This window comes from Streptomyces recifensis (assembly GCF_002154615.1).
Taxonomy (GTDB): domain Bacteria; phylum Actinomycetota; class Actinomycetes; order Streptomycetales; family Streptomycetaceae; genus Streptomyces; species Streptomyces griseoluteus.
This window is the reverse complement of the sequence record NZ_MUNH01000029.1, coordinates 1-1767: the sequence shown is the minus strand read 5'-3', so window position 1 is coordinate 1767 and position 1767 is coordinate 1. Positions and strand designations below refer to the sequence as shown.

The 1767-nt window shown below is 75.6% G+C and carries 4 protein-coding genes; all 4 read left to right on the top strand.

The window, feature by feature from the left end; translation table 11 throughout:
- A partial coding sequence (locus tag CCN33_RS01925; RefSeq protein ID WP_425275821.1) for a type II secretion system F family protein occupies positions 1–364 on the top strand: 364 nt, incomplete at its 5' end.
- Positions 361–1146, top strand: coding sequence for a type II secretion system F family protein (locus CCN33_RS01920; RefSeq protein ID WP_086690394.1), 786 nt, complete (start codon positions 361–363; stop codon positions 1144–1146). The genes CCN33_RS01925 and CCN33_RS01920, both read left to right, overlap by 4 nt.
- Positions 1147–1203: 57 nt before the next feature.
- A complete protein-coding gene (locus CCN33_RS01915; protein WP_086690392.1) occupies positions 1204–1404 on the top strand; it encodes a DUF4244 domain-containing protein in 201 nt (66 codons plus the stop codon).
- A 22-nt stretch (positions 1405–1426) separates the two neighbouring features.
- Positions 1427–1765 carry a TadE family type IV pilus minor pilin gene (locus tag CCN33_RS01910; protein ID WP_086690390.1) on the top strand — a complete coding sequence of 113 codons (339 nt, stop codon included), beginning with the start codon at positions 1427–1429 and terminating at the stop codon, positions 1763–1765.
- The last annotated feature ends 2 nt before the right edge of the window (positions 1766–1767 follow it).

Here is a 1767-nt window from a genome sequence, read left to right as displayed (position 1 = left end):
GTCCACGGCCACCCGCCAGCAGGCGGCCAGCCCGAGCAGCCCCTCGGCGGCCTGCTGGCGGGTGGCCGTGGACCAGGGCGCGGGCCTGGCGGCGGGCCTTGACCGGCTGGACGGCGCCCTGCGCGCGGAGCGGGACCAACGTGCGGATCTGCGCGCCCAGTTGTCCGGTGCTCGTGCCACGGCTCTGCTGCTGGCGGTGCTGCCCCTCTTCGGGCTGCTGCTGGGCGCCGCCATGGGCGCCGATCCCCTCCGGGTGCTGCTGCACACCGGCGCCGGGCTGGGCTGTCTGGTGGCGGGAGCGGTGTTCGAGGGCGCCGGCATCTGGTGGGCGGCCCGGATCGTGCGGGGAGCTGAGGCGGCATGAGCGGGGAGTTCGTCCACAGCCTGGGGGTGGCCGTGGGGATGGCCGTCGCCCTGGGCTGGGCGGGCCGCCGGCTGGAGCTGGTGCGGCACCGGCGCCTGGCGCGGCGGAGGGTGGCGGCACTGCTGGCCGTGGAGCCGCCCGGGGCCGGTCGTTCTCTCGCGGGCGCCGACGCGGCCCGGAAGTGGCTGCCGGTGGCCGGAGTCGGATGCGGGGCATGGGCGGTGGTCGGCGGGATCTTCGGAGTGCTGGTGGGGATCGGGGCCGGTGTGGCGCTGTGGCGGTGGCAGGAGCGCCGGGTGGCGGCGCAGCCTGCGACAGAGCTGGACACGGCTGCGGCGGCTCGCCAACTGCCCCTCGCTGCCGAGCTGCTGGCCGCCTGCATCGAGGCGGGGGCGGGGCCCGTGGCCGCCGCCCAGGCAGTCGGGGAGGCGCTCGGGGGCCCGGTCGGTGACGCACTGGCACGGGGTGCGGCGGAAGCACGCCTCGGCGGTGAACCGGCGGACGCCTGGGCCCGGTTGACCGCCCTTCCCGGCGCCGGAGCACTCGCCCGGCTGCTGGAGCGGGCCGACCGGTCGGGGCTTCCGGCGGCCGAACCCGTGGCCCGGCTCGCGTCGGACGTGCGGGCGGAGTCGATACGGGCGGCCACGGTCCGGGCCCGTCGGGCGGCCGTACTGATCTCGGCGCCGGTCGGGCTGTGCTTCCTCCCCGCCTTCATCGCGGTCGGCGTCCTGCCCGTGGTCATCGGCCTCGCAGGCGGCGCGATGGAAGGAGGTGGGCCCTGACCGAGCGGACCGACGTGCACGACAACGACAACGAAGCTGCGAAGAAAGGAACGTGAGATGCGTGAGAAGGCCGGCAGGGCATGGGCGCTGCTGCGGGAACGCTGCCGCAAGGACGCCGGAATGGTGACCTCCGAGTACGCCATGGGGATCATCGCGGCGGTCGGATTCGCCTTGCTGCTCTACGAGGTCGTCACCAGCGGCCAAGTGAAGGCGGAACTCCAGGGCATCGTGAAGCGAGCGCTCAGTGCGCGCATGTGAACGAGGCGCCGACCAGGGGTTCGTGACGGCGGAGGCGGCCGTGGTGCTGTCGGTGCTGGTGGCGTTCACCATGGCGCTGGTCTGGGGGCTGCTTGCCGTGGCCGCCCAGATCCAGTGCGTGGACGCCGCCCGCACCGGGGCGCGGGCCGCCGCCCGCCAGGATCCGCCCGACGCGGTGGTCCGGCTGACCAGGGAGGCGGCACCGAGTGGCTCGACGGTCAGCGTGGCTCGCGAGGGCGAGCAGGTACGCGTCACGGTGGTGGCGAAGCCGCCGGTGCTGACGGGGCTGCCGTTCGAGGTGCGGGAGGAGGCCGTGGCCGCCGCCGAGGAGGCGGTGGGGGCCGGAGAGGAGGGGCCATGAGG

Bases quoted from the DNA above. Each gene is read 5' to 3' on its own strand.
- CCN33_RS01915 (WP_086690392.1), top strand. From the start codon at position 1,204: ATGCGTGAGAAGGCCGGCAGGGCATGGGCGCTGCTGCGGGAACGCTGC.
- CCN33_RS01920 (WP_086690394.1), top strand. From the start codon at position 361: ATGAGCGGGGAGTTCGTCCACAGCCTGGGGGTGGCCGTGGGGATGGCC.